The organism is Allobosea sp. (genome assembly GCF_048595345.1).
Classification (GTDB): Bacteria; Pseudomonadota; Alphaproteobacteria; order Rhizobiales; family Beijerinckiaceae; genus Allobosea.
This window is the reverse complement of record NZ_JBMDWH010000059.1, coordinates 39,857-65,631: the sequence shown is the minus strand read 5'-3', so window position 1 is coordinate 65,631 and position 25,775 is coordinate 39,857. Positions and strand designations below refer to the sequence as shown.

Sequence of the window (25,775 nt, the reverse complement as noted above, 5' to 3'; positions counted from 1 at the left end):
CTCAGGCGCCGGTCTTGATCCGCTGCACGCCGCTGAGCACGGCCTTCAGCGAGGCCATCACGATGTTGGGGTCCATGCCGACGCCGTGGACGATCCGCCCCTGCGCATCCTCCAGCTTCACATAGCAGGCGGCGTTGGCGTTGGCGCCGCGCCCCACCGCATGCTCGTGATAGTCGAGGAAGGAGAAGTCGATCCCGAATTCCTGCTTCAGCGCCTCGACGAAAGCGTCGATCGGCCCGTTGCCCTCGCCCTCGATGCTGCGGATCGTGCCGTCCTGCTGCCTGAGTTCGGCCGTCAGCGTGCGACTGCCCTGGCCGGTCGGCAGGGTCTTGTGCGAGACCAGTTCGAGCGGGGCATCGGTCAACCCATAGGTGCGTCCGAACAGGCTCCACAGGGCGGTGCTGGTTAGCTCCTTGCCGTCGGCATCCATCTGCTCCTGCGCGATCTTGGAGAACTCGATCTGCAGCGGGCGCGGCAGATCGAGCCCGTGATCGGCCTGGAGGATATAGGCGATGCCGCCCTTGCCCGATTGCGAGTTGATGCGGATCACCGCCTCGTAGTCGCGCCCGACATCCTTGGGGTCGATCGGCAGATAGGGAACCTGAAACAGCGGGTCGTTGCGCTTCTGCTGCGCATCGAAGCCCTTCTTGATCGCATCCTGATGCGAGCCCGAGAAGGCGGTGTAGACCAGGTCGCCGACGTAAGGGTGGCGCTCATGCACCGGCAACTGCGTGCAGTATTCGGCGACGCTGCGGATCTCGCTGACGTCGCGCAGATCGAGCTTGGGATCGACGCCCTGTGTGAACAGGTTGAGCGCCATGGTGACGATGTCGACATTGCCGGTACGCTCGCCATTGCCGAACAGCGTGCCTTCGACGCGGTCGGCGCCGGCCATCAGCGCGAGCTCGGCCGCCGCCACAGCCGTGCCGCGGTCATTATGCGGGTGGATCGAGAGCAGCACGCTGTCGCGGCCCGAAATATGCCGGCCGAACCATTCGAACTGGTCGGCATAGACGTTCGGCGTCGCCATCTCGACCGTCGCGGGCAGGTTCAGGATCAGCTTGTTCTGCGGGGTCGGCTGAATGACCGCCTTCACCGCTTCGCAGATCTCCAGCGCGTAATCGAGTTCGGTGCCGGTGAAGCTCTCGGGCGAGTATTCGAAGGTGAAGTTCGTCTCCGGCGCGGCCTGCGCCAGCGCCTTGATCTGCGTTGCCGCCTCAACCGCGATCTTCGTGATGCCGTCGCGATCCGCGCGGAACACCACCTCGCGCTGCAGCGTCGAGGTCGAATTGTAGAAGTGCAGGATGACGTTCTTCGCCCCCTTCACCGCGGCGAAGGTGCGCTCGATCAGTTCCGGCCGGCACTGGGTCAGAACCTGGATCGCGACGTCGTCGGGAATGGCGCCGCTTTCGATGATCGAGCGGACGAAATCGAAATCGGTCTGCGAGGCGGCCGGAAAGGCGACCTCGATCTCCTTGAAGCCCATCTTCACCAGAAGCTGGAACATCCGGTTCTTGCGCTCGACGCCCATCGGCTCGATCAGCGCCTGATTGCCGTCCCGAAGATCGACCGAGCACCAGATCGGCGCCGTCTCCAGGACTTTGGAAGGCCATTGCCGGTCGGGAAGGTTCACCGGCGCATAGGCGCGGTATTTCGAGATCGGCATGCTGGACATGGGAAAACCTTCACGGTGGCGATCCGAACCTCCGGCAGGCCGGTGGCGCGGTGCGAGGCGATGATCCAGGCCGCATCGATGATGGGCTGCGGCCTGCCGCCTTCGCAGCGACGCGACATAAGCAGAGCACCGCACGCTGATCAATCCCGCCGCGCCGTGGCCGTCCGGCATCACGGCGGACGCAACGTCACATTTGCAGGGCAGGGTGCGGAACCGGACACGCGCTGGCATGTTGCGTGACGTGACGATCCGGCGCCTCCGCCGGCTATAGGCGAGGTGCCGACGATGACGATGGCGGTCGAAGCGAAGGGCGCGGCAGCGTCCGCGGGCGGGCGTAACCCCTCGAAGCGCGCCCTGCGCGGTCTCGATGCGCTGAATTTCTTCCTCGCCGATGTGCGCGACGGCCTGGGCCCTTATCTGGCGATCTATCTGCTCGCCGTGCGCGGGCCGGAGCAGGGCTGGAACGAGGCGACGATCGGCCTCGTGATGACCATCGCTGGCATCGTCGGGCTGATCGCGCAGACGCCGGCCGGCGCGCTGATCGATCGCGGCCGGCACAAGCCGGCCATCGTGATCGCCGCTGCCGTCGCGGTGACGCTGTCCTGCGTCGTGCTGCCCTTCATCAGCAATTTCTACCTCGTCGTCGGCACGCAATCGCTCGCGGCCATCGCCGGTGCGATCTTTCCCCCGGCGCTCGCGGCGATCACGCTCGGTCTCGTCGGGCCGAAGATGTTCTCCAAGCGCATCGGCCGCAACGAGGCCTTCAACCATCTCGGCAATGCGGTCTCGGCGGCGATCGCCGGCGGCACGGCCTATTTCTTCGGCCCGGTCGTGGTGTTCTGGCTGATGGCGATCCTGGCCGTCTTCAGCATCGGCGCCATGCTGATGGTGCCCGAAAAGGAGATCGACGACGATCTCGCGCGCGGCCTCGACGAGGCCGTCGACGATGAAAAGCCCTCCGGCTTCGCAGCCTTGCTCAAGAACCGCCATCTCATGCTGTTCGCGCTGCTCTGCGCCGTGTTCCACCTCGCCAATGCGGCCATGCTGACCTCGGTGGGGCAGCTTCTCACCCGTGTCGTCGGCAAGGAGCAGGCGACCTCCCTCGTCGCTGTCTGCATCGTCGCGGCGCAATGCGTCATGGTGCCGATGGCGCTGCTGGTCGGCGCCAAGGTCGATGGCTGGGGCCGCAAGCCGCTCTTTCTTCTCGCCTTCGGTGTGCTGGCGCTGCGCGGCGCGCTCTATGTGGTGTCGGACAATCCGTTCTGGCTCGTGGCGGTGCAGGCGCTCGACGGCGTCGGCGCCGGCATCTTCGGCGCGCTGTTCCCGATCGTCGTGGCCGATCTGACGCGCGGTACCGGCCGCTTCAATGTCTCGCAGGGCGCGGTCGCGACTTTCCAGGGCGTGGGGGCCTCGATGTCGGCCTCGCTCGCGGGCGTCATTATCGTGCAGGCGAGCTATTCGGCCGCCTTCCTGACGCTCGCCGCCATCGCGGCGGCGGGGCTGGTGCTCTACATCGTTGCCATGCCGGAAACGCGGGACTATCAGCCGCCGACCGACCATGAGGCCGCTCCCGTCCCGGGCGGCGCGGGCGAGAAGGTTGCGTGAATTCGATGGCCGGCTGGGGTTTGGGCGGCACGCAGCTTGCCGCGATCGCGATCTTCGTCGCGACCTATGTGGCGATCGCGATCGGCCGCGTCCCGGGCCTGCGCGTGGACCGGGCCGGAGCCGCCCTGATCGGTGCCGCATTGATGGTCGCCTGCGGCGTGCTGCCGCTTGAGGACGCCTATCGCGCCATCGATCTCGACACGATCACGCTGCTGCTCGGCATGATGATCGTCGTCGCCAATCTCAGGCTCTCCGGCTTCGTCCGCATGGTCACCGGCTGGGCGGTCGGCAGGGCGCGACACCCGGCCCTGCTTCTGGCGGCGGTCGTGGTCACGACGGGCGTTCTCTCCGCCTTTCTCGTCAACGATGCGATCTGCCTCGTGATGACCCCGATCGTCATCACCCTCACGCGGGCGCTCGACCGCAACCCGGTGCCCTATCTGATCGCGGTCGCGCTCGCCTCCAATGTCGGCTCGACAGCGACGATCACCGGCAATCCCCAGAACATGATCATCGGCAACCTGTCCGGCATCTCCTATGGCGCCTTCACCGGCGCGCTGGTGCCGGTCGCCGCCCTCGGCCTGCTCGTCACCATCCTGCTCGTCCTGCTGCTGAACCCGCGCGAATACGTCACGAGGCAGGCTTTGCCCGAGGCCGCCGTGCCGGCGCATTATCACGGCTGGCTGGCGGCCAAGTCGGCGCTGGTCTCGCTGGCGATGATCGGCCTGTTCTTCCTCGGCCAGCCTGTCGCGAAGGTCGCGATCTGTGCCGCGGCGCTGCTGCTGCTGACGCGGCGGATCGAGCCGAGGAAGGTCTATGCCGAAATCGACGGTCAGCTTCTGCTGATGTTCGCCGGGCTTTTCGTGGTGGTGAGGGGGCTTGAGCATGCCGTGCTCACGAAGGATGTGATCGCCCAGGCCGCGCAGTTCGACCTCGGCAATGTGGCGGTGCTGACGGGCGTCACGGCGGTCCTGTCGAACCTCGTGAGCAACGTACCGGCCGTGCTGGTGCTGAAGCCGTTCGTCGAGACGGTGCAGGATCCGCAGCGCGCCTGGCTGGTCGTGGCGATGGCCTCGACGCTCGCCGGCAACTTCACGCTGCTGGGCTCGGTCGCCAATCTGATCGTCGCCGAGCGCGCCGCGAAGGACGGCATCACGATCGACTTCTGGGCCTATTTTAGGATCGGCGCGCCGCTGACCCTGGCGACGCTGGCGATCGGGGTGTTCTGGCTGCGCTAGACCATCGTATGCCCGACCGGATGCGGTCTCGATCGGCCAAGATAGGATATCGCTTTCCGCCTCAGTGCCCGGGCCGCAGCATGCCCAGCACCGCTTCGATGGCCATGGCCCTGCGCCGTGCGATCGTGTCAGGCGCGCCCATGTCGTGGCCGAAGACCTGGCGGATGCTCGCGCGGTTGGAGACGTTGTAGAAGGCGAGCGCACTCATCGTCAGATGGATGTCGATCGCCTCGATGCCGGGCCGGAACAGCCCCATCGCGACGCCGCGCCCATAAGCTTCGCGGATCATGTCGATGGCGGAGAGGTTGAGCGTCGCGATGCGGTCCGAACTCGCCAGATGGCGGGCGTGATGGATGTTCTCGACCATGACGAGCCGCACGAAATCGGCGTTCTGCGCATGGTAGTCGAAGGTGAAGCCGGCCAGCAGCCTGATCGCTTCCACCGGTGGCAGGCTGGCGAGGTCGAGACTGCGCTCCAGCTCGCGGATGCGCTCGTACATCTCCTCCAGGACCGCGCGGTAGAGCCCCTCCTTGTCGCCGAAATAATAATAGATCATCCGCTTGCTGGTCGCGGTGCGGGCGGCGATCTCGTCGACGCGCGCGCCGCTCAGCCCGTTCTCGACGAATTCCCGGCGGGCCGCATCGAGGATGTTGCGCCGGACGCCCTGCGGATCCTGCGTCCAGCTGGATTGCCGCGGCTTGCCGCGCGCCGGGGGGGACGCGGTCGCGGACGCCGATTTGCTCATCGTTCCGGTCCTCCCCATCCCGCCTCGGCCGCCGGCCCTGGAAGCGCGCGCCGGCGGCTTGACTGAATTTAACCGGATGGTACATTTATCACCGTGGGGCGAGGACGCAAGCCGCACCCAGCGCCCGGAAGCGGCGCGGCGAAGACGACCGAGGAAGCGCGAGTCGACCCGCAGAAGGTCGTCCGCAAGGGAGCAGGAATGGGTTACCAGCTCGATTTCACGCCCGTCATCGACGGCATGCCGGCGCTGCTCGCGGCGTGTCTGGGCACCTTCGTGCTCGCACTCGGCGGCATGGCGCTGGCCATCGTCATCGGCATCGGCGGCGTGATCCTTCGTGACTCGCCGTTCGCTCCGGTCCGCTGGGCCGTGAAGGCCTTCGTCGAGCTGATCCGCAACACGCCCTTCCTCGTCCAGATCTTCTTCATCTATTTCGCGCTGCCGCTGGCAGGCCTGCGGCTCGACCCGACCCCGACCGCAATCATCGCGCTGGGCATCAATGGCGGTGCCTATGCCATCGAGATCATTCGCGGCGGCGTGCAGGCGATTCCTGTCGGCCAGATCGAGGCGGGCCTCGCTTTGGGGCTGCACAAGGCGCAGGTCTTCCGGCTGATCGTGCTGAAGCCGGCCCTGCGCGCGATCTTCCCCTCGCTCACCAGCCAGTTCGTGCTGCTGACCCTGACGACCAGCGTCTGCTCGGCGATATCGGCCTATGAGCTGACCTCCGTCGCTCAGCAGATCGAGACGTCGAGTTTCCGCTCCTTCGAGGTCTACGGCACCATCACGGTGCTCTACCTCGTGATCTCCTGGATCATGATGCGCGCCTTCGGCGAGATCACGCGCCGCTATTTCTCCTATCCGGTGAAGTGAGGCGGGCGATGGGCGAGAGCGAGTTCCTCTTCCTGCTGGCCGGCCTGAAATGGACGGTTCTGCTCTCCGTCATCGGTTTCGCCGGCGGCGGCGTCTTCGGGCTGGTGGTGGCGCTGCTGCGCACCTGCGGCATCGGCCCGGTCGAGCGTGGAGCCTCCGGCTACATCGCGATCTTCCAGGGCACGCCTCTGCTGATGCAGCTCTTCGTGGTCTATTACGGCCTGGCGCTGATCGGCCTGCGTCTCGATGCCTGGGTCGCCGTCGCGATCGGCTTTACCCTCCATGCGAGCGCCTATCTCGGCGAGATCTGGCGGGGCTCGATCGAGGCCGTGCCGAAGGGCCAGACCGAGGCCGCCAAGGCGCTCAGCCTTCGCTACACCGCCCGGATGCGCGACGTCATCCTGCCGCAGGCGATCCGCATTTCGCTGCCGGCGACGATCGGCTTCCTCGTGCAGCTCATCAAGGGCACCTCGCTCGCCGCGATCGTCGGCTTCACCGAGCTGACGCGCGCCGGCAACATCGTTTCCAACCAGACCTTCAAGCCGCTGCTCGTCTTCGGCATCGTCGGCATCCTGTACTTCCTGATCTGCTGGCCGCTTTCGCTCTACGGCAGTCATCTGGAGCGGCGCATGGCCATCGCCTCGCGCTGAAGAGAACCCGCAAAGGGTCGACCAAACCAACCGCGATCACCGCGTATCCAAGGGAGAGAAACCATGATGAACACCACCCGCCGCCTCATGCTCGCCGCCGGCGCCGCCGCGCTGGCGCTGCCGGCCCTGATGGGCGCCCCGGCCCAGGCCATCACACCGGCCGAGATCAAGGCCCGCGGAAAGATCATCGTCGGCATTCAGGGCGATAACCCGCCCTGGGGCTTCGTCACCAGCGCCGGCAAGCAGGACGGCCTCGACGCCGACATCGCCGCCCTCTTCGCCAAGGAACTCGGCGTGCAGGTCGAATTCGTGCCGCTCGAGGTCAACAACCGGATCCCGGCGCTGACCACCGGCCGCGTCGATGTGCTCTTCGCCACGATGGCGATGCTGCCCGAGCGCGCCAAGGCGGTCCAGTTCTCCAAGCCCTATGTCGCCAACACCATCGTGCTCGTCGGCGCCAAGAAGGATACGATCAAGACCAATGCCGACATGGGGTCCCTGACCATCGGCGTCGCCAAGGGCTCGGCCCAGGACACGCAGGTGACCAAGAACGCCCCGTCGAGCGCCACCATCCGCCGCTATGACGGCGATGCGCCGTCCATCCAGGCGCTGGTCTCCGGCCAGGTCCAGGCCGTGGGCGGCAACGTCTTCTATCTGCAGCGCATCGAGCAGGCCCGCCCCGGCGAGTTCGAGAACAAGCTCGCATTCCAGAACCTCTACAACGGCGCCTGCACACGCCTCGGCGAAAAGGAGCTGAATGCCGCGCTCAACAGCTTCATCGACAAGATCAAGGCCAATGGCGAGCTGAAGACGATCTACGACAAGTGGATGAAGGTCCCGGTCCACACCTTCCCGGACAGCCTCGAAGGCATTCCGTTCACGGCCGGTTGAGCTGGCCTCTCTCCGCCCGGCGCCACGGCCGGGCGGAGTTTTCGATCGCCCAGATGCAACGGAGCCGGGCCATGAGCGCCACCGCAACCTCCGCCGCGCCGGCTGACGCGACCCCCATGATCGCCATGGAACACGTCGAGAAGTGGTATGGCGGCTACAAGGCTCTGACCGACATCACCCTGTCCGTCCGCAAGGGCGAGCGCATCGTCCTGTGCGGACCGTCCGGATCGGGCAAATCCACGCTGATCCGCTGCATCAACCGCCTGGAGAGCTACCAGAAGGGTCAGATCCGGGTCGGCGGCACGACGCTCGCCGATGACGGCAGAACCATCGACGCGGTGCGCCGCGAGGTCGGCATGGTCTTCCAGCACTTCAACCTGTTCCCGCACATGACGGTGCTTCAGAACTGCATGCTGGCGCCGATGCGCTCGCTCGGCGTCGGTCGTGCGGAAGCGGAGGCGACCGCCCGCCAGCTGCTCGGGCGGGTCAAGATCCTCGAGCAGGCCGGGAAATATCCGGCGCAGCTTTCCGGCGGCCAGCAGCAGCGCGTCGCCATCGCCCGCGCGCTGTGCATGAAGCCCAAGGTCATGCTCTTCGACGAGCCGACCTCAGCCCTCGACCCCGAAATGGTCAAGGAAGTGCTCGACACCATGATCGGCCTGGCCGATGAGGGCATGACGATGATCTGCGTCACCCATGAGATGGGCTTCGCCCGCCAGGTCGCCGACCGGGTGATCTTCATGGCCGAGGGCGTCATCGTCGAAGAGGCTCCGCCCGAGGAATTCTTCAGCGCACCGCGTCAGGAGCGCACGCAGACATTTCTCGGCGACATCCTCCGCAAGCATTGATCGTCAGATCGCCACCGCAACGCATCACGGAAGCCGGCCACCATGTCCCGCCTCGTCTACATCCTCAACGGGCCGAACCTCAATCTTCTCGGCAAGCGCCAGCCTCACATCTACGGCCACGAGACCCTGGCCGATGTCGAGCGCGACTGCCGCGCGCTGGCCGGGGAACTCGGCCTGACGCTGCGCTTCCACCAGTCGAACCGCGAATACGAGCTGATCGACTGGATCCACGAGGCGCGCGAGGACGGCGCCGGCATCGTCATCAATCCGGCCGCCTTCACCCACACCTCGGTCGCGCTGCTCGACGCGCTCAACACCTTCGAGGGCCCGGTGATCGAGTGCCATATCTCGCAGGTCCACAAGCGCGAGGCCTTTCGCCACCATTCCTATGTCGCCATGCGGTCGGACGGGGTGATCGCGGGCTTCGGCACGCAGGGCTATCAGCTCGGCCTGCGCCGCATCGCGAAGCTGCTCGACGAGGCCGGAAAGGCTTCCGCGTGACGAAGGTCCGCATCGCCGTCGTCGGGGCCGGCCTGATCGGCCGGCGCCATGCCGAGCATGTCGCGAGCGAGCCTCGCGCCGCGCTCTCGGCGATCGTCGATCCCTCGCCGGCGGGCCGTCAGGAGGCCGAACGCCTCGGGGCGCCCTGGTTCGCCAGCTTTGCCGAGATGCTCGCCGCGGGGCGGCCGGAAGGCGTCGTCATCGCCACGCCGAACCAGCTCCACGTCGCGGGCGGATTGGAGGCGATCGAGGTCGGCATTCCGGCCATCGTCGAAAAGCCGCTCGCGGACAACCTGGCCGGTGCGGCGCGCCTCGTCGTCGCCGCCGAACGGGCCGGTGTGCCGCTGCTGACCGGCCACCACCGCCGCTACAATCCCATGGTCGCGAAAGCCAAGGAGATCCTCGACAGCGGTCGGCTTGGCCGGGTGCTGACGCTGAGCGGCCAGTTCTGGCTGATGAAGCCGGACGAGTATTTCGAGGTGCCCTGGCGCAGGGAGGAGGGGGCGGGGCCGATCCTGCTCAATCTGATCCATGACATCGATCTCTTCCGCTATCTCTGCGGAGAGATCGTCTCGGTTCAGGCACTGAGCTCGAACGCGGTTCGCGGCCACGCCGTGGAGGAGACCGCCGCCATTCTGCTGCGCTTCGAGAGCGGAGCGCTCGGCACGGTCACGGTCTCCGACTCGGTCGTCGCGCCCTGGAGCTGGGAGCTCACCACCGGCGAGAACCCCGCCTATCCGCAGCAGGACCAGTCCTGCTACCAGATCGGCGGCACCCATGGCGCACTTTCCATCCCGCAGCTCGAAATCTGGTCGAACCGGGACAAGCGCGGCTGGTGGGAGCCCCTGCAGCGCGAGCGCGTGCCCTTCCTGCCGGACGATCCGCTGAAGGTGCAGATCCGGCATTTCTGCGATGTCGTCCGCAACGGCGCCGCGCCGATTTCCTCCGGCCGCGAAGGGCTGAAGACGCTCGCCGTCATCGATGCGGTGAAGCGCGCGATCCGCACGGGCGAGGCGGCCAGCCCGGCGATCCCCGAAGGCGTGGCCGCATGATCTCCGGAACCACCCGCCTGATCGCCCATCTCGGCTACCCGACGGGGAGCTTCAAGGCGCCACTGATCTACAATCCCTATTTCGAGCGCGAAGGCATCGATGCCGTCGTCGTGCCGATGGGGTGCAAGGCAGAGGATTACCCGCAGTTCCTGGGGCTGGTGTTTCGGCTTTCCAACGCGCTCGGCGCCCTCGTGACGATGCCGCACAAGGTGACCACGGCGGGGCTGGTGGACATCATCTCGCCGACGGCGGCGATCGCCGGCGCCTGCAATGCGGTGCGGCTCGACGAAGAGGGTCGTCTCGTCGGCGATATGTTCGACGGCGAGGGCTTCGTTCGCGGCCTGCTGCGCAAGGGGTGCATTGTCGCAGGTTGCAGGGCGCTCGTCGTCGGGTGCGGCGGCGTCGGCTCGGCCATCGCCGCCTCGCTGGCGCGCGCCGGGGCGGCGAGGCTCGCGGTCTACGATACGCATGCCGCGTCCGCTGAGGCCCTGGCCGGCCGCCTGCGCCGGCACTATCCCCGGCTCGAGGCCGCTACCGGCTCGAACGACCCGGCCGGCTTCGACATCGTCGTCAACGCCACGCCGCTCGGCATGGAGCCGGGCGATCCGCTGCCGCTGGATGTCGCGCGGCTGGCGCCGGAGGCTTTCGTCGGCGAGGTGGTGATGAAGCAGGACGTCACGGCTTTTCTCGCGGCAGCGCGGGCCCGTGGCTGTCGAACCCAGATCGGCACCGATATGCTTTTCGAGCAGATCCCCGCCTATCTCGAATTCTTCGGCCTTCCTACCACCACGGCCGAGGATCTCAGGAGCGTGGCCAAGCTTGGCTGAAGAAGGACAGGACGCATGATCCCCTCCATCGCGACCGTCTGCGTCTCCGGCACGCTGCAGGAGAAGCTGGAGGCCATCGCCGCCGCGGGCTTCAGGGCGGTCGAGATCTTCGAGAACGATCTCATCGCCTTTCCCGGCTCGCCCGCGCAGGTGAGGCGCATCTGCGCCGATCTCGGGCTTGCGATCGTCACCTGCCAGCCCTTCCGCGATTTCGAGGGCATGCCCGAAAGCCGCCGCCAGCGCGTCTTCGACCGGGCCGAGCGCAAGTTCGACCTGTTGCAGGAGCTGGGCAGCGACATGCTCTTCGTCTGCTCCAACACCTCGCCCGAGGCGCAGGCCGGCATCGACCGCCTCGCGGAGGATTTCGCGGAGCTCGGCGAGCGGGCGGGCCGTCGCGGGCTCAAGGTCGGCTACGAGGCGCTGGCCTGGGGCCGCCACATCTTCGACTATCGCGACGCCTGGGAGATCGTGCGCCGGGCCAACCGGCCGGAGGTCGGGATCGTGCTCGATTCCTTCCATATCCTGTCGCGCAAGCTCGACGTGTCCGCCATCGGCGCCATTCCACGCGACAGGATCGCGATGGTGCAGATGGCGGACGCGCCGCTGCTGCAGATGGATTACCTGTCCTGGAGCCGCCACTGGCGCTGCCTGCCGGGGCAGGGCGATCTGGATCTGGCGGCCTTCATGCGCGCCCTCGCATCGACCGGCTATGACGGGGTGCTCTCGCTGGAGATCTTCAACGACCGCTTCCGCGCCGGCTCCGCCCGCTCGGTGGCGCTCGACGGCCACCGCTCGCTGATCTGGCTCCTCGATGAGACCGCGAGGCAGAGCGGCAGGCCTGTATCCGGGGCCGTGCCGATGCCGCCCCCGGGCCCGGTCGAGGCCGTCGAATTCATCGAATTCGCGGTGGCGGAGATCGAGCGCCCCGGCTTCGAGAGCCTTTTGCGCGCTCTCGGCTTTTCGAAGACCGGCACGCACCGCTCCAAGGAGGTCGCGCTCTGGCGCCAGGGCGATATCCGGATCGTGCTGAACAGCGAGGATGACGGCTTCGCCCACAGCTACCAGATCACGCACGGCACCTCGGTCTGCGCGCTGGCGCTGCGCGTGCCGGATGCGCAGGCTGCGACCGCCCGCGCCAAGGCGCTGCTCGACGTGCCCCATGCTGGCGCGGTCGGCCCGGGCGAACTCGACATCCCCGCCGTGCGCGGGCTCGGCGGCAGCCTGATCTACTTCATCGACGGCGGCTCCGCGCTCGGGCGCTGGTCGCAGGTCGATTTCGAGCCGACCGGCGAGGCGGGCCCCGATGCCGGCCTGACCGGCGTCGATCACATCTCGCAGACGATGCAATATGAGGAGATGCTGACCTGGCTGCTCTTCTATTCTTCGCTGTTCGACACCAGGAAGACTCCGAGCCAGGCCGTGCTCGATCCTGGCGGCGTCGTCCAGAGCCAGGTGGTCGAGAGCGGCCTCGACGGCCGCAACGGCCATGGGCTGCGCCTCATCCTCAACGGGTCCCAGAGCCACCGCACGCTCTCGGCCCGTTTCGTCACCGATTTCTTCGGCTCCGGCGTGCAGCACATCGCCTTGACCACCGACAACATCGTCGGCACGGTCCGCAACCTCGTGGCGAACGGCGTCGCCATGCTGCCGATCCCGGAAAACTATTACGACGACCTCGAGGCTCGATCCGATTTGCCGGCTCACGAGATCGACGTGCTGAAGGCGCTGAACATTCTCTACGACGGCGATGCCGGCGGCAGCTTCCATCAGGCCTATACCCAGACGCTCGATGGCGGGCTGTTCTTCGAAATCGTCCAGCGCGACGGCTATGCCGGCTATGGCGCGCCCAATGCAGGTATCCGCCTGACGGCGCAGGCGAGGCTCGCGAGGCCGATCTCCATGCCGTCGCCCCTGGGTCATTGAAGCTTCGGTGCGCGGCGATCCCGCCTTGACGGCTGCCGGCGACTCTCTAAGCTGATCGGCGATCGAGGTTCTTCGGGCACTGCCCGAAGCTAAGAGGGAATTCGGTGAGGCGCGGCAGCGCCGAAGCCGAAGCTGCCCCCGCAACTGTAAGCGGCGAGCCCTTCGTCCATCGTCCACTGGCGCCTGCAGCGCCGGGAAGGCCGGGCGAAACAGGCGCTGACCCGCGAGCCAGGAGACCTGCCCCGACCGCTGAAGACGTCTTTCGGGCGGGGTGCTCCGATGGATGTGCCGGGATCGGGGCGTCAAGGCGCCTTGCGAATGGTCACGTCCGCCTGCTCCCGCCCTTCATCTCGGGGAGCGATGACCATCATGTCCACATTCATTCAGTCGCCTTTGGCAGCGTCATGCGGCGAGGCCGCCCTCCGCTTGACGCGGCGGTTCGTCAGGCGCTATCGCAAATGTAACATTGTTACATACCGAGAGCCTCCGATGTCGCCGTCCCGCCGCTTGATCCCGTCCCGCCCGGTTCTCGGTGCGCTTTTGATCCTCGCGCTCACCGGCGCCGCGTCAGCCGAGCCGACGCGCTACCCGCTGACGCTGGAGAATTGCCGCGAGACAATCACCTTCACCGCGCCGCCCAAGCGCGTGGTGTCGGTCGGCCAGACGCAGACCGAGATCCTCTACGCCCTCGGCCTCGGCGACCGCGTCGTCGGCACGGCCGTCTGGTTCTCGCCCGTCGCCAAGCCCTATGAGGCGATCAACGCCAAGGTGAAGCGCCTCGCCGATAATGATCCGAGTTTCGAGGCCGTGCTGGCGCAGGACCCCGATCTGGTGACCGCCATGTTCGAGTGGCACATCGGCCCCAACGGCATCGTCGGCAAGCGCGACCAGTTCGCCAAGGTCAAGGTGCCGACCTATGTCTCGCCCACCGACTGCGTCGGCAAGGACAATAGCGGCGGCGGCGACGGCGTGCGCACCACCATGTTCACCATGGACCTCGTCTACCGGAACATCCGCGAATTCGGGCAGATCTTTGACGTCTCCGATCGGGCCGAGCAGCTCGTTGCGTCCCTGCAGGCGCGGGAGCAGAAGGCGGTCGAGGCCGTCGCGAACCTGAAGGCGAAGGATCTGTCGGTGGCGCTGTGGTTCTCCAGCAAGGACATCAAGGGCGATGCCTTCATGGCCGGCAAGAACGGCGTGCCGGGCTATATCCTCGCCAAGCTCGGCGCCCGCAACGTCATCGAGACGACCGAGGAATGGCCGCTGGTGGGCTGGGAGACGATCGCCGCCGCCAACCCCTCCGTCATCGTGGCGGTGAAGATGGATCGCCGCCGCTTCCCGGCCGACGATATCGAGAAGAAGCTGGACTTCCTGAAGACGGACCCCGTCGCCAGCAAGCTCGACGCCGTGAAGAACGGGCGCATCGCCGTGATCGACGTCGCCGCTACCCGCGCCGGCATCGACACGGTGGACGGCATCGAGACCCTGGTGCGCGCCCTCGCCGGCTTCCGTCCGGTCAACTGAGGCGCGCGCCTTGAGCCATGCTGCCCATGGGCCGAACTGGCCGTTGCGCATCGGCGCCGGCGTCCTCGCGCTCGTCGCGCTGGCGCTCGCCATCGCGCTGGCGGTCACGGTCGGCGAGATGCGGATCCCCCTCGACATCGCGCTGCGGGCGCTCGGCAACGGGCTGTTCGATCTCGGCCTGCCGGTCAGCGCGATCCAGCAGGGGGTGATCTTCGACTACAGGCTCAGCCGGGCGCTGATGGCGGCGCTGTGCGGCGGCTCGCTGGCGATCTCGGGCGCGATCCTGCAGGCGCTGCTGCGCAATCCGCTGGCCGAGCCCTATATCCTCGGCATCTCGGCCGGCGCCTCCACCGGCGCCGTCGCGGTGCTGATCCTGGGGGTCGGCGGGATGACGCTCGGCCTGTCGGCCGGCGCCTTCATCGGCTCCTGCGCGGCGCTGGCCGTGGTCGCGCTCTTGGCCTCGGGCGCGGGCGGCGCGAGCGACCGGGTCATCCTGTCCGGCGTCGCCGCCTCGCAGCTCTTCAACGCCGCCACCGCGACCATCGTCACGACGCTCGCCAGCGCCGAGCAGGCGAGGGGCGTGATGTTCTGGCTGCTGGGCAGCTTCGGGGGCGTGCGCTGGCCCGATCTGTGGATCGCGACACCTGTCGCCCTCGCCGGTTTCGCCATCTGCATGGTCCACGCAAAGGCGCTCGACGCCTTCGCCTTCGGGGTCGATTCCGCCGCCGCGCTGGGCGTGGCGGTGACGCGGGTGCGCGTGGTGCTGTTCGTCACCACGGCGGTCATCACGGCGGTGATGGTCTCGATCGTGGGAACGGTCGGCTTCGTCGGGCTCGTCATCCCGCATGCGGCGCGTTTCCTCGTCGGCTCCGGCCATGCACGGCTGCTGCCGGCTTGCCTCGTGGGCGGCGCGCTGTTCATGATCGGGGCCGACATCCTGTCGCGCATCCTGATCCCGCAACAGATCCTGCCGATCGGCGTCGTGACGGCGCTCTTCGGCGCCCCGGCCTTCGCGGTCATTCTCTACCGTGCCAGGAGGCGCTCGTGACCCTTGCCGCCAGGACTGTCAGCTGGGGGGTCGCCGGTCGCATGATCGTCGACGGCATCACGCTGGAAGCGGCGCCGGGGCGAATCCTCGGCCTGATCGGGCCCAACGGCTCGGGCAAGTCGAGCCTGCTGCGGCTGCTCTGCCGCCTGCGCAACGTCGCAAGCGGCGTGGTGACGCTCGACGGGCGGGACATTGCCGGGGTGCCGCGCCGGGAGCTGGCGCGCCGCCTCGCCTTCGTCGAGCAGCAGGCGACGACCGAGGTTCAGCTGTCCGTCTGCGACGTGGTGCGCCTCGGCCGCACGCCGCACCGGGCCGCGCTCGCCTCCTGGAGCCCCGCCGACGAGGCGGCGGTGGACGAGGCGCTCGGCCGCGTCGGGCTGCAGCACCGGCACGATCAGCTCTGGCATACGCTCTCCGGCGGCGAACGCCAGCGCGTCCATATCGCCCGGGCCCTGGCGCAGGAGCCGAGCGAACTCATTCTCGACGAGCCGACCAATCACCTCGACATCCAGCACCAGCTCTCGATCCTGACGCTGATCCGCAGGCTCGGCATCACCTGCATCATCGCCCTGCACGATCTCAATCTCGCGGCGCTCTATTGCGACGAGATCGCGGTGATGCAGGAGGGGCGGCTGGTCGCCGCCGGCGCGCCGGAGGCGGTGCTGACCGAAGAGATGATCCGCTCGGTCTTCGGCGTCGCGGTTGCCATCCGCCCGGGCGTCTCCGGCCGGCGCCATATCGAGTATCTCGTCGATGCCCCGCCGCTTGCGGTGAGGACCGCCCCGGTCAGCGCCGCTTGAGGTGATCCGGCCTGCCCGGCGGGCGCTTCTCAATCCTGGGCGAGATGGCGGCGGAAGATCTCCTCGTCCTCGGCCGCGACCGGCGTCTTGTCCTGGTCGGGCACCGGCGCGACGAGCTTGAAGACGACGCCGCTCGGCCGGAAATCGATCGAAGCCTTGCCGTCGAGCTCGGCAGCGAGCACGGCCTCGATCAGCCTCGTGCCGAAGCCGCGCCGGGCCGGCGATCCGGGCACTGGCGGGCCGCCGAACTCGTGCCAGCGGAACTCGAGCATATCGGTCGAGGCGTGCTTGACCACATGCCAGTCGACGACGACATGGCCGTGGGGCACTGAAAGGGCGCCGTATTTCACTGCGTTCGTCGCCAGCTCGTGCAGCGCCAGCATCAGCGCCATGGTGCCGCGCGGCGGCATCTTCAGATCCAGCCCATGGATCGAGAAGCGCTCGCCTTTCGGGATGTCGAAGGAAGCGGTGGCCGCCGCCACGATCTCGGGAATGGTGGCGCTGTTCCAGTTCTCCCGCGTCAGCAGATCATGCGCGCCGGAGAGCGATTGCAGCCGCGCGCTGATCACCGAGCGCGCCTCGCCGATCGATTCGGCGTTGCGCAGCGACTGGGTGACGATCGACTGCACGGTTGCCATCGAGTTCTTGACCCGGTGCTTGAGCTCGGCGGTGAGGATGTGCCGCTGCTCCTCGTTGCGCTTGGAGTCGGTCAGGTCGATGATGATGCCGGACAGGCTGCTGACCGTGTCGTCCACGCCGATATGCGGCCGCGCCCGCGCCATCAGCCAGCGGGTCTCGCCGGCGGGCGTTCTGACGCGGAATTCCAGCTCGAAATCGGTGCCCGTGTCGCGCGCGGCCATGATCGCGGCCTCCAGCCTGACGCGGTCATCCTCGATCGCAGCGGCCTTCATGTCCTCGAAGGCGAAGGGGTCGCTCGGCAGCTTGCCGAAATTGCGCTTGCAGATATCCGAGCAGGTCAGGCGCAGATCCGGGAAGGTCAGCGTCCAGGAGCCGAGCCGCGCGCCGGTGAGGATGAAGCGGGTACGCTCCTCGGACAGGCGCAGATCGCGGGTGCGGCGCTCCACCGCCTGCTCCAGCGCATCGCGATCCTTCTCCAGCCGCACCAGCCGGTCGCGCTCCAGCGTCACGTCCAGCTGCGAGGCGAAGAAATAGGTCAGGCGCCCGTCTTCGTCGAAGACCGGCGAGATCAGCACGCGGTTCCAGAACTTCGTGCCGTCCTTGCGGTGGTTGATGATCTCCATCTCGATCTCGGCGCGGCGGCGGATCGCGTCGCGCAGGCGGTCGATATCGGCCGGGTCGGTTTCCGGCCCCTGCAGGAAGCGGCAGTTGAAGCCGATGATCTCCTGCCGCGAATAGCCCGTCAGCCGGATGAAGGCCTCGTTGCAGAAGACGATGGGGTTATCGGGCTTGTTGGGATCGGTGATGAGCATCGGCATCCGCGTTGCGCGGACGGCGGAAGCGAACGGATCCGATGATTTACCGACGCGGTCGATTTCCGCGTCGATACGCGCATGCTCGTCGCTGGCGTTCATAAAGGATCCTGCTGCCGCACCGTTTCCCCCGCTGCCGACTTGCGTCCTTTAGCAGCGCCGTCCAGCGAACGAAAGCGACGAGCGGGCTTCCGGTTCCCGGATGTCGGATGGGCAGCGCGCCCGATCAGCGCGGCCGACGCAGGCTGTCAGCCGCAACAGGCTCGTCCGGCTGCGGTCCGATGTCGTCGTCGCGCAGCACCCGCCAGCCGGCCCCTTCCAGATCGACGAACTGCCCGGTGCGCATGCACCAGAAGAAGGCGCCGAGCCCGGCCAGCCCGAGGCCGAGCGCCAGCGGCAGAAGGATCACGATGATGTTCATGCCGGTTCCTCCCCGGTGCTCCGGGCCGGGCGGCCGCGCAGCGCGTTGAGCGTCACCACGAGCGAGCTGCCCGACATCGCGGCGGCGGCGACGAGCGGCGTCACCAGCCCCGCCACGGCGACCGGCACGGCGACGAGATTGTAGAGAACGGCGAACCAGAGATTCTGCACCATCAGCCTGCGGGCGCGGCGACCGATGGCAAGCGCCTGCGCCACCGGCAGCAGACCATCGCCCATGAAAACGACATCGGCCGCCGCCTGGGCGAGATGGGTCGCGCTGATCGGCGACATCGAGACATGCGCCCCCGCCAGCGCTGGAGCATCGTTCAGCCCATCGCCGACCATCAGCACCTTGCGGCCCTTCGCTGCGAGTTCCTCCAGCAGGGCGAGCTTCTCGCCCGGCAGCAGCCCGGCGCGGACGGTCTCGACGCCGAGGGCGGTGGCGACCGGCCCCACCGCATCGGGCCTGTCTCCGGAGAAGATGGCGACGCGCAGCCCCTCGGCCCTCAGCCGGTCGATCGTTTCCAGGGCCTGCGGCCGCAGCTTCTGGCCGATGGCGATCGCGATCCGGGTCTGCCCATCGCGATAGGCGATGAGCGAGGCGTTCGGATAGGCCGCGAGCGCCGCCTCGGCCTCGTGCTCCGCTCCGCAGAAGGAGACGCTGCCGAGCCGGCGCTCCGCGCCTTCGACCGTGACGGCGAGGCCCTGGCCGCTGACCTCGACCACGCCGCCGGCCGGCCGGCCCGAGCCCAGCGCCCTGACCAGCGCCTGAGCCAGCGGATGGCGGCTGGCGGCAGCGAGCGAGGCGATGGCCGCGCGCTGCTCCGGCGGCAGCGCCTCGGGATTGAGGATCTCGGCCTCGGGCAGGGTCAGAGTCCCGGTCTTGTCGAAGACGACGGTGTCGACCTCGGCCAGACGTTCCAGCGCATCGCCCTGCTTCAGCATCACCCGCCGCTGGAACAGGGCAGAGGCGGCGACGACCTGCACGGCGGGGATCGCCAGCCCGAGCGCGCAGGGGCAGGTGATGATCAGCACGGTGATGGCGATCACCAGCGCCTGCTGCCAAGCCAGCCCGAGGGCGAGCCAGCCGAGGAAGCTGGCGAGCGCCGTGGCATGCACCATCGGCGCATAGAGGCGCGCGGCCCTGTCCGACAGCCGGACATAGCGCGAGCGGCTTTCCACCGCCTGCGCCATTAGACGGTCGATCTCGTCGAGCAAGGTGCCGGCGCCGACCCGTTCGACCCGTACCCGCAAGGCGCCCGAGAGGTTGAGCGTGCCGGCATAGACCCGCGCCCCGCGCGCCACCGGCAGAGCCGGCGTCTCGCCCGTGACGAGGCTCTGGTCCAGCGCCGAGCGGCCATCCTCCACCAGCCCGTCGACGCAGACGCGCTCGCCCGGGGCGACCATGACGAGATCGCCGGCCCGGATCGCCGCGATCGGCAGCGAGACGGCGCTGCCATCCGCATCGAGCCGCGTCGCGGTTTCCGCCTTCAGCGCGGCGAGATTGCCGGCGAGGTCGCGGCTGCGGCGCCGCATCAGCTGGTCGAGATACCGCCCGATCAGCAGGAAGAAGAGGAGCATCACCGCCCCGTCGAAATAGGCGTGCTGGCCGTGATGCCAGGTCTCGACCACCGACATGCCGAGCGCCAGCACGACGCCGAGCGTGATCGGCACGTCCATATTGACGCCGCTGGCGCGCAGCGCCCGCATGGCGCTCTCAAAGAAGGGCCGTCCCGCATAAGCGGCGGTCGGCAGCGCGATGAGGGCCGACAGCCAGTGGAAGAGATCGCGCGTGGAGGGCTCGATATCGCTGGCATTGCCCGACCAGACCGAGACCGAAAGCAGCATGATGTTCATGGCCGAAAAGCCGGCGACGCCGAGGCAGCGCAGCAGCCGCCGCTCTTCCCGCGCATCGGCGTCCTCCTGCCCGCCGGGCAGGAAGGGATAGGCCTTGAAACCGAGGCTTGCCAGCCGCTCGATCACCGTCTCGGGCTTGAGCGCTCCCTCGCGCCATTCCACGGTGACGCGCTTGAGCGCGAGGTTCACCCGCGCCGTCAGCAATCCGGCCTCGCGCTGGAGCCCGTCCTCGATCGCATGCATGCAGCCGGCGCAGCGGATGCCGTCGACAGCCAGCTCCATGCCGGCCGTGCCCTCCGGCCCGTGGCGCACGAACACCGAGAGATCCTGCATGGCGGCCATGGTCAGTCCTTCAGCGCGATGCGGTTCTGCGAGACGAAGACCGTCTCCTCGCCTTGGAGGGCGGTGATGCCGAGCCCCCAGCGGCCGGCATGGACCTCGCCCAGCGCGATGCCGTAGAGCCCGGGCGCCTCCTCGGTCAGGAGGGCGGCGCGATCGAGCCCATGGGTGGCGGGGTGCTCGAGCACGACCGAGACGCGCAGCCCAGTGACCGGCGCCCCCAGCCGGTCGCGCATGGATAGGGCGATGCGCACACCGCCATCGACGCGCCGGACATCGCCCTCGGCGGACCAGCCGCGACCATCCTGCGCGCGCATGCGCTGGAACTCGCCGTTGAAGCGCTGGCTCGTCTCATAGGCGCTCTTGGCGTCGAGCCCCGGCATGGTCCGGATCGCCATCGTCATCATCGTCGCGTTGACGCCGGCGACCACGAGGAAAAAGCCGACGAGGCTCGCCAGCACGAGGAGCCCGGTCACCTCGAAGGGGCGTCGCGGTTCGGCCGGGCCGGCCGGCAGCTCGATCGGCATGATGAAGGCTCCGCAGCAGGACATGCTGTCCTCGTCTCAGGGGGCGATGAAATGATCCTGCGTGCGGACGACCTCACCCGCGAAGAGGTCCGACGCCGTGAAGGTGATCGTCTGGCTCTGCGCCAGGGGGGTGTCGTGCGGCACCGTCACCAGCACCCGGACCTCGCGCGAGGAATCGGGGGCGACGCTGACGATCGGGCGCAGATCCGCCGTGGCGGCGACCCCGATCGCCTCGATGGCGATGCCGGAGAGACCGGAGACGGTAAGGGCGAAGGGGCGCTCCTCGGGCCGCTTGTTCAGGATGCGCAGGCTGTAGGCATTGCGCAGCGAGCCGTCCTGCAGCCGCACGAAGAGCGGCGCACGCTCGTGCAGCACCGAAAGACCCGCCGTGGCGCGCGTCGCCAGCTGCCAGAGCATCGCGCCGCCCACGATCGCGATGAGCCCGAGATAGATCAGCGTCCGCAGCCGCACGATGCGGTAGATCGGGGTCAGCCCCGCCTGCCGGCGCTGGATGTTGGCCTCCGTGTCGAAGCCGATCAGCCGGGGCGGGCGGCCGATCTTGTCCATCACCGTGTCGCAGGCGTCGATGCAAAGCCCGCATTGGATGCAGTCGAGTTGGGCGCCGTCGCGGATGTCGATGCCCATCGGGCAGACGACGACGCATTGCTGGCAATCGACGCAGTCGCCCGCCGGCCGGCCCTCGGCCCGCAGCCGGGCCGCCTGCTTCACCGAGGCGCGCGGGTCGCCCCGATCGTAGCGATAGGTGACGTTCAGCGCCTCGTCGTCTGTGAGCGCCGCCTGGATGCGCGGCCAGGGGCACATGAACTTGCAGACCTGCTCGCGCATATGCCCGGCGAGCGCATAGGTCGTGAAGGTCAGGATTCCGATCCAGACATAGGCCATCATCGGCGCATGGAACGTGGCGAGCTCGCGCACCAGCGTCGGCGCATCGGCGAAGTAGAGCACCCAGGCGCCGCCCGTCCACCAGGCGATCATGACCCAGCTGAGATGCTTGGCGGCCTTGCGCCAGAGCGTGTCGAGGCTCCAGGCCATGCCGTCGCGGATCATGCGCTCGCGCCGGTCGCCCTCGAAGACGCGCTCCACGGCGAGGTAGAGATCGGTCCAGACGGTCTGCGGGCAGAGATAGCCGCACCAGATGCGCCCGGCGACCGCGTTCATCAGGAACAGGACGAAGGCCGCCATCACCAGCAGGCCGGTGAAGTAGTAGACCTCCTGCGGCCAGATCTCGATGAAGAAGAAGTAGAAGCGGTTGTTCGCGAGGTCGAGCAGCACCGCCTGGTTCGGCAGGTTCGGCCCGCGATCCCAGCGCAGGAAGGGCAGCAGGTAGTAGATCGCGAGGCAGAGGACCAGCAGAGCCCATTTCAGGCGCCGGAACGGGCCCGAGACGCTCTGCGGATAGACCTTCTTCGACGCCGCGAAGAGCGGCAGGTCCTCGGCCTCGCCGATCGACACCTCACTGCCCTCCGCCGAGCGAATGGATATAGACGGTAAGCGACTTGATCGTCGTCGGATCCAGCCGCGTGGTCCAGGCCGGCATCACGCCGCCGCGGCCATTCGTGATGGTCTCGGTGATCGAGGCGAGGTCGTTGCCATAGAGCGTGATCGCATCGCTGAGATCGGGCGCGCCCAGCTCCGGATTGCCCTTGCCCTGCGGGCCGTGACAGGCGGCGCAGGTCTCGGCGAAGATCGTGCGGCCGCGGGCGAGATCCGCCTTCGGCTCGGTCGAGAGGCCCGAAAGCGTGCGGACATGGTTGGCGACGGCCGCGATCTCGTCGCGCTTGAGGATGCCGTCCTTGCCGAAGGCCGGCATCTGGCCGATGCGGGTGTCGGGATCGGTCGCAGCGCGGATGCCGTGCTGGAGCGTCTGCTGGATCGTTTCCAGCGAGCCGCCCCAGAGCCAGTCGTCGTCGTTGAGGTTCGGGAAGCCCTTGGCGCCCGCCCCGCCTACCCCGTGGCAGGCGACGCAATTGTCGCCGAAGGCGGCCTTGCCCTGCGCCATGGCGAGGCGGAAGAGGTTGGGATCGGCCTTGATCTGCGCGAGGGACGCATCCGCCAGCCCCGCGGCCTGGGCCGCGCGCGTGGCCTGCAGCGCCGCCATGTCCTTCTCGATCTCGATGCGGGTGGCGTAGCCCAGCACGCCCTTGGTCGCGCCGTCGATCAGCGGCCAGGCCGGGTAGACGACCCAGTATCCGATCGACCAGACGATGCAGGCGTAGAAGATGCCGAGCCACCAGCGCGGCAGCGGCGTGTTGAGCTCGCGGATGCCGTCCCATTCATGGCCGGTGGTGGCGATGCCGGTCTGGGCGTCGATCTCGGGGGCGTGCGTCTTCGGGTCCATCGCTCAATCCTCCTGCAGGGGCTGCAAGGCGGCCTGTTCGAAGCGGCTGCGGTTCTTCGGCCAGAAGGCGTAGGCGCAGACCCCGAGGAAGATGCCGACGAAGTAGAGGAGCCCGGCCGACTGCGCGAAACGGGCCAGCATGTGGTAGGTGGAATCCATCGCGGCCTCGCTCAGCGGATATTGGCTTTGTCGTCGTAGAGCTTGAAATCGACGAGCGTGCCGACGCCCTGCAGATAGGCGATCAGCGCGTCGGCCTCGGTGATGCGGCCGGGATCGCCGTCGAAATCGCGGGCCTGCGCCTTGGGGTAGCGCTTGGCGAGATCGTCCTGCCCGGGATGGTCAGGCGCCGCCTGGGCCTTGAGGTCGACCAGCGCGGCGCCGATCATCGCGTCGGTATAGGGCACGCCGCCCAGACGATTGGCGCTCATCTCCGCCGCGATGTCGCCGGCCTTCAGCTCGTTGCGGAACAGGAAGGCGTAGCCGGGCATGATCGATTGCGGCACGATCAGCCGTGGATCGGTCAGGTGCAGCCGGTGCCATTCGTCCGAATACTTGCCGCCGACGCGGGCGAGATCCGGCCCGATGCGCTTGGAGCCCCATTGGAAGGGCTTGTCGTACATGCTCTCGGCGGCAAGCGAGTAATGCCCGTAGCGCTCCACCTCGTCGCGCAGCGGCCGGATCATCTGGCTATGGCAGTTGTAGCAGCCCTCGCGGACATAGATCGCCCGGCCCGCCAGTTCGAGCGGGGTATAGGGCCGCATGCCCTCCACCTTCTCGATCGTGTTCTTCAGGTAGAACAGTGGGGCGATCTCGACGAGGCCGCCGACCGAGATCACCAGCAGCACGCCGATGATCAGCAGGATCGAGTTGGTCTCGAAGACCTTGTGCCGGGACCAGAGCGAACGGCGGCCGGCTTGTGTCGCGATGTTGGACATGGGTGCGATCCTCAGGCGGCGGCGAGCTGCGGCTGGATCCGCGCCTCGGGCTCCGAGGCCTCGGCCTCGCCGGAACGCACGGTCATCCAGAGGTTGAAGGCCATGATCAGCGCGCCGATCAGGAAGAGCGCCCCGCCCAGCGCGCGGATGACGTAATAGGGGTGCATCGCCGCCACGGTCTCGATGAAGGAGTATTCAAGGAAGCCGAGCGCGGTATAGGCGCGCCACATCAGGCCCTGCATGATGCCGGCGACCCACATCGACGAGATGTAGAGCACGATGCCGAGCGTCGAGATCCAGAAATGCCAGTTGACCAGCTTGAGCGAATACACTTCGCGGCGGTTCCACAGCCACGGAACGAGGCAATAGATCGCGCCGAAGGAGATGTAGGCGACCCAGCCCAGCGCGCCGGAATGGACATGGCCGACGGTCCAGTCGGTGTAGTGGGACAGCCCGTTCACCGCCTTGATCGACATCAGCGGGCCTTCGAAGGTGGACATGCCGTAAAAGGCCAGCGAGACCACCATCATCCGCAGCACCGGGTCGGTGCGCAGCTTGTCCCAGGCGCCCGAGAGGGTCATGATTCCGTTGATCATGCCGCCCCAGGAGGGCATCCACAGCATGATCGAGAAGGTCATGCCCAGCGTCTGCGCCCAGTCGGGCAGGGCGGTGTAGTGCAGATGATGCGGGCCGGCCCAGATATAGAGGAAGATCAGCGCCCAGAAATGGATGATCGAGAGCCGGTAGCTGTAGACCGGCCGGTTCGCGCGCTTGGGCACGAAATAGTACATGATCGCGAGGAAGCCGGCGGTCAGGAAGAAACCGACCGCGTTGTGGCCGTACCACCACTGGAACATCGCGTCCTGCACGCCCGACCAGACGATGTAGGATTTCGGCGAGAGCACCGAGGCCGGGATCGTCAGATTGTTGCCCAGATGCAGGACGGCGATGGTCAGGATGAAGCCGAGATAGAACCAGTTGGCCACATAGATGTGGGGCTCCTTGCGCTTGGCGAGCGTCGCCAGGAACACCAGCAGATACACCACCCAGACGATGGTCAGCCACAGATCGGCATACCATTCCGGCTCGGCGTATTCCTTGCCCTGGGTGATGCCGAGCAGGTAGCCGGTGCCGGCGATGACGATGAAGAGATTGTAGCCGAGCACGACGAACCAGGGCGACAGATTGCCCGCCAGCCGCGCCCGGGAGGTGCGCTGCACCACGTAGAACGAGGTGGCGAGCAGGACATTGCCGCCGAAGGCGAAGATCACCGCCGAAGTGTGCAGCGGCCGCATCCGGCCGAAATTGGTCCAGGGCAGGTCGAGGTTGAGCGCCGGAAAGGCGAGCTGGGAGGCGATCAGGAGACCGACGGCGAAGCCGGCTATGCCCCAGACCATCGCCGCGACCGTCGCGAATTTCACCGGCTCCATATTGTAGTTGGGCTTGCCGTCGATCTCCTGAGGCACCGGCAGGCTGCGCCCGTCGAAGGCGCGGTTGCCGATGAAGAGGATGGTGCCGAGTGCGGCCAGGATGCCGACCACGGCGTGGAAGGCGAAGGCGCCGCTCTCGGTCAGGCTGGCGATCGGCAGCAGGCCCATGGCCGCGGTGCCGGCGAGCGCGATTCCCACCATTTCCCCGGCCGTCAACCGCCTGACCGGATATCCGATCCCTGCCATCGTCTCGCCCCGCATAC

24 protein-coding genes and 1 riboswitch are annotated in these 25,775 nt (G+C 67.6%); of the genes, 13 read left to right on the top strand and 11 right to left on the bottom strand.

Features of this window, described 5'->3' with window-relative positions; all coding sequences use genetic code 11:
* Position 1 precedes the first annotated feature (1 nt).
* The gene (gene leuA / locus ACOJTB_RS06745) at positions 2-1,675 is read right to left on the bottom strand and encodes a 2-isopropylmalate synthase (protein ID WP_420101753.1); all 1,674 of its coding nucleotides are present in this window, start codon (positions 1,673-1,675) and stop codon (positions 2-4) included.
* A 291-nt stretch (positions 1,676-1,966) separates the two neighbouring features.
* On the opposite strand from leuA, the gene ACOJTB_RS06740 reads away from it, so the two are divergent.
* Both ACOJTB_RS06740 and ACOJTB_RS06735 read left to right on the top strand, forming a co-directional pair.
* Complete coding sequence (locus ACOJTB_RS06740) at positions 1,967-3,280, top strand: MFS transporter (RefSeq protein WP_420101777.1); 1,314 nt, start codon at positions 1,967-1,969, stop codon at positions 3,278-3,280.
* Positions 3,281-3,285: 5 nt separating this feature from the next.
* A complete protein-coding gene (locus ACOJTB_RS06735; RefSeq protein WP_420101776.1) occupies positions 3,286-4,518 on the top strand; it encodes an anion transporter in 1,233 nt (410 codons plus the stop codon).
* 61 nt (positions 4,519-4,579) lie between these two features.
* Here ACOJTB_RS06735 and ACOJTB_RS06730 read toward each other — a convergent pair whose 3' ends face one another.
* Entirely contained in the window at positions 4,580-5,263 is a 684-nt protein-coding gene (locus ACOJTB_RS06730) for a TetR/AcrR family transcriptional regulator (protein ID WP_420101752.1), read from the bottom strand.
* A 198-nt stretch (positions 5,264-5,461) separates the two neighbouring features.
* Here ACOJTB_RS06730 and ACOJTB_RS06725 point away from each other — a divergent pair, with 198 nt between their 5' ends.
* The 11 genes from ACOJTB_RS06725 to ACOJTB_RS06675 all read left to right on the top strand — a co-directional run bounded on the left by ACOJTB_RS06725 (position 5,462) and on the right by ACOJTB_RS06675 (position 16,194).
* Positions 5,462-6,130 carry an amino acid ABC transporter permease gene (locus tag ACOJTB_RS06725; protein ID WP_420101751.1) on the top strand — a complete coding sequence of 223 codons (669 nt, stop codon included), beginning with the start codon at positions 5,462-5,464 and terminating at the stop codon, positions 6,128-6,130.
* An 8-nt stretch (positions 6,131-6,138) separates the two neighbouring features.
* On the top strand, positions 6,139-6,780 hold the full coding sequence (locus ACOJTB_RS06720) for an amino acid ABC transporter permease (protein WP_420101750.1): 642 nt from the start codon (positions 6,139-6,141) through the stop codon (positions 6,778-6,780).
* A gap of 63 nt (positions 6,781-6,843) precedes the next feature.
* The gene (locus ACOJTB_RS06715; RefSeq protein WP_420101749.1) at positions 6,844-7,671 is read left to right on the top strand and encodes a transporter substrate-binding domain-containing protein; all 828 of its coding nucleotides are present in this window, start codon (positions 6,844-6,846) and stop codon (positions 7,669-7,671) included.
* 116 nt (positions 7,672-7,787) lie between these two features.
* Positions 7,788-8,519: an amino acid ABC transporter ATP-binding protein gene (locus ACOJTB_RS06710; protein WP_420101775.1), complete on the top strand. Its 732-nt coding sequence runs from the start codon at positions 7,788-7,790 to the stop codon at positions 8,517-8,519.
* Between the two features lie 42 nt (positions 8,520-8,561).
* Complete coding sequence (gene aroQ / locus ACOJTB_RS06705; RefSeq protein ID WP_420101748.1) at positions 8,562-9,020, top strand: type II 3-dehydroquinate dehydratase; 459 nt, start codon at positions 8,562-8,564, stop codon at positions 9,018-9,020.
* A complete protein-coding gene (locus ACOJTB_RS06700) occupies positions 9,017-10,072 on the top strand; it encodes a Gfo/Idh/MocA family protein (protein ID WP_420101747.1) in 1,056 nt (351 codons plus the stop codon). Before aroQ ends, ACOJTB_RS06700 begins: the two co-directional genes overlap by 4 nt.
* Positions 10,069-10,899, top strand: a complete 831-nt coding sequence (locus ACOJTB_RS06695; RefSeq protein WP_420101746.1) for a shikimate dehydrogenase family protein — start codon at positions 10,069-10,071, stop codon at positions 10,897-10,899. The genes ACOJTB_RS06700 and ACOJTB_RS06695 overlap by 4 nt, the downstream gene beginning before the upstream one ends.
* 15 nt (positions 10,900-10,914) lie before the next feature.
* The gene (locus tag ACOJTB_RS06690) at positions 10,915-12,822 is read left to right on the top strand and encodes a bifunctional sugar phosphate isomerase/epimerase/4-hydroxyphenylpyruvate dioxygenase family protein (RefSeq protein WP_420101745.1); all 1,908 of its coding nucleotides are present in this window, start codon (positions 10,915-10,917) and stop codon (positions 12,820-12,822) included.
* A 48-nt stretch (positions 12,823-12,870) separates the two neighbouring features.
* Positions 12,871-13,081: riboswitch (cobalamin riboswitch) on the top strand.
* A gap of 230 nt (positions 13,082-13,311) precedes the next feature.
* Complete coding sequence (locus tag ACOJTB_RS06685; protein WP_420101744.1) at positions 13,312-14,346, top strand: ABC transporter substrate-binding protein; 1,035 nt, start codon at positions 13,312-13,314, stop codon at positions 14,344-14,346.
* 10 nt (positions 14,347-14,356) lie between these two features.
* A complete protein-coding gene (locus tag ACOJTB_RS06680; protein ID WP_420101743.1) occupies positions 14,357-15,394 on the top strand; it encodes a FecCD family ABC transporter permease in 1,038 nt (345 codons plus the stop codon).
* Positions 15,391-16,194 carry an ABC transporter ATP-binding protein gene (locus tag ACOJTB_RS06675; protein WP_420101742.1) on the top strand — a complete coding sequence of 268 codons (804 nt, stop codon included), beginning with the start codon at positions 15,391-15,393 and terminating at the stop codon, positions 16,192-16,194. The genes ACOJTB_RS06680 and ACOJTB_RS06675 overlap by 4 nt, the downstream gene beginning before the upstream one ends.
* Positions 16,195-16,223: 29 nt before the next feature.
* On the opposite strand, the gene ACOJTB_RS06670 is transcribed toward ACOJTB_RS06675, so the two are convergent.
* The 9 genes from ACOJTB_RS06670 to ccoN all read right to left on the bottom strand — a co-directional run bounded on the left by ACOJTB_RS06670 (position 16,224) and on the right by ccoN (position 25,680).
* Positions 16,224-17,747, bottom strand: coding sequence for a PAS domain-containing protein (locus ACOJTB_RS06670; RefSeq protein ID WP_420101741.1), 1,524 nt, complete (start codon positions 17,745-17,747; stop codon positions 16,224-16,226).
* Between the two features lie 124 nt (positions 17,748-17,871).
* Positions 17,872-18,066 carry a cbb3-type cytochrome oxidase assembly protein CcoS gene (gene ccoS / locus ACOJTB_RS06665; protein ID WP_420101740.1) on the bottom strand — a complete coding sequence of 65 codons (195 nt, stop codon included), beginning with the start codon at positions 18,064-18,066 and terminating at the stop codon, positions 17,872-17,874.
* Positions 18,063-20,264: a heavy metal translocating P-type ATPase gene (locus tag ACOJTB_RS06660; protein ID WP_420101739.1), complete on the bottom strand. Its 2,202-nt coding sequence runs from the start codon at positions 20,262-20,264 to the stop codon at positions 18,063-18,065. The genes ccoS and ACOJTB_RS06660 overlap by 4 nt, the downstream gene beginning before the upstream one ends.
* 2 nt (positions 20,265-20,266) lie before the next feature.
* Positions 20,267-20,788: a FixH family protein gene (locus tag ACOJTB_RS06655; protein WP_420101738.1), complete on the bottom strand. Its 522-nt coding sequence runs from the start codon at positions 20,786-20,788 to the stop codon at positions 20,267-20,269.
* Positions 20,789-20,824: 36 nt separating this feature from the next.
* The gene (gene ccoG, locus ACOJTB_RS06650) at positions 20,825-22,261 is read right to left on the bottom strand and encodes a cytochrome c oxidase accessory protein CcoG (RefSeq protein WP_420101737.1); all 1,437 of its coding nucleotides are present in this window, start codon (positions 22,259-22,261) and stop codon (positions 20,825-20,827) included.
* A 1-nt stretch (position 22,262) separates the two neighbouring features.
* The gene (gene ccoP / locus ACOJTB_RS06645) at positions 22,263-23,147 is read right to left on the bottom strand and encodes a cytochrome-c oxidase, cbb3-type subunit III (protein ID WP_420101736.1); all 885 of its coding nucleotides are present in this window, start codon (positions 23,145-23,147) and stop codon (positions 22,263-22,265) included.
* 3 nt (positions 23,148-23,150) lie between these two features.
* Entirely contained in the window at positions 23,151-23,306 is a 156-nt protein-coding gene (locus ACOJTB_RS06640) for a cbb3-type cytochrome c oxidase subunit 3 (protein WP_420101735.1), read from the bottom strand.
* An 11-nt stretch (positions 23,307-23,317) separates the two neighbouring features.
* Positions 23,318-24,082, bottom strand: coding sequence for a cytochrome-c oxidase, cbb3-type subunit II (gene ccoO / locus ACOJTB_RS06635; protein ID WP_420101734.1), 765 nt, complete (start codon positions 24,080-24,082; stop codon positions 23,318-23,320).
* 11 nt (positions 24,083-24,093) lie between these two features.
* Entirely contained in the window at positions 24,094-25,680 is a 1,587-nt protein-coding gene (gene ccoN / locus ACOJTB_RS06630; protein ID WP_420101774.1) for a cytochrome-c oxidase, cbb3-type subunit I, read from the bottom strand.
* Positions 25,681-25,775: the final 95 nt, after the last annotated feature.